The following is a 1,056-nucleotide window of genomic DNA, read 5'->3' as shown; positions in this document are numbered from 1 at the left end:
CGCCCCAGCGGTGCCCGCAGCGAACAGGTGCAGCTGGATCTCGGCCAGCGGCCCATGCACCGCGGTGTGCTGGGAGAGCGTGGGGCCGGGCACGTAGGCGGTGGCCAGCCACGGGATCTCCGCCTCGGGATCAGCCTCCAACAGCGGCACCAAGCACGGGCCCGAAACCCGCCCCAACGCCTGCACCTCACGGCGGAACCGGTCCCGGAACTGCACATCCGCCGCCTGCACGGCATGCACGACCTTCACCGCGACCCGCTCGCCCCGCTCCCCCACACCGGCGTACACCGTGCCTCTTTTCGGCGCTGGCCCACACCGGCCGGGGCGATGAAGCTGCCGCAGGTGCCGCTTGCGTCCGTTGCCGGCTGAGTTGTGGTCCGGCCTGTCGGGGCCTGCCATCGAGTGTGGAGCGGTTACGGACTGCACCATCCTCATCGAGCCGGTCACGTTTCCCCTGATGGCGCTCGGGCGCCGGGGCCAGTGGGGTCCCCTCGCTCAAGGCCGCATCCTGGTCGGGGGGGCGCAAGCCCTGGCTCGCTCCGCGTTTCCCGGCTCTGTTCAAGGCGCCCTGAGCGCGACGGGCCGCGGCGGCCCAACGGTGGCCGGCTGCCTGTGGTCGTACGGGCTCGGTGGTCACCCGGGTTCGGGGGCGGTGACGGCCGGGGCGGCGCCGAGGAGGCCGAGGAGGGTCTCGCGGTGGAGGTCCGCGATCGGGCCGAGGAAGTCCGGGTGGCGCAGCAGGGGGGCCGCGCGGTGGTCGCGCGGGCTGGGGATGGTCAGCCGGCGCGCGTCGCCCACGCTGTCGGGGCCGTGGTGGGTGGCGGCCAGGCAGGCGGCGGCCAGGGCGGCGAGGTCGGCGTCGGCCAGCAGGCAGGCCGCCCAGCTGACGACGGTCTCGTCGACCTGGGTGCGCCAGGCGTGGGTGGCGTCCGTCAGCGGGGGTGCGTCGGCGCCGGTGACGAAGTCCAGCCGGCCGGAGCCGCCGGGGCCGAGCAGGTCCAGCAGTTCGGCGTCCAGCGCGGTGGGGTAGCGCAGGGCGGCGGCGATGGTGGCCGC

1 protein-coding gene and 2 pseudogenes are annotated in these 1,056 nt (G+C 75.2%); 1 reads left to right on the top strand and 2 read right to left on the bottom strand.

The window, feature by feature from the left end:
• Positions 1–288, bottom strand: a pseudogene (locus ACF1A5_RS33875) (serine/threonine protein kinase); the annotation flags it as partial.
• A gap of 130 nt (positions 289–418) precedes the next feature.
• Here ACF1A5_RS33875 and ACF1A5_RS33870 point away from each other — a divergent pair.
• Positions 419–572: pseudogene (locus ACF1A5_RS33870) on the top strand (sterol-binding protein); the annotation flags it as partial.
• A 61-nt stretch (positions 573–633) separates the two neighbouring features.
• Here ACF1A5_RS33870 and ACF1A5_RS33865 read toward each other — a convergent pair.
• Positions 634–1,056 (bottom strand): hypothetical protein (locus ACF1A5_RS33865; protein ID WP_392196668.1); only part of this gene is annotated, 423 nt, incomplete at its 5' end.

This window comes from Streptomyces sp. NPDC014864 (assembly GCF_043081525.1).
Taxonomy (GTDB): Bacteria; Actinomycetota; Actinomycetes; order Streptomycetales; family Streptomycetaceae; genus Streptomyces.
This window is presented reverse-complemented; position numbering and strand designations above follow the sequence as displayed.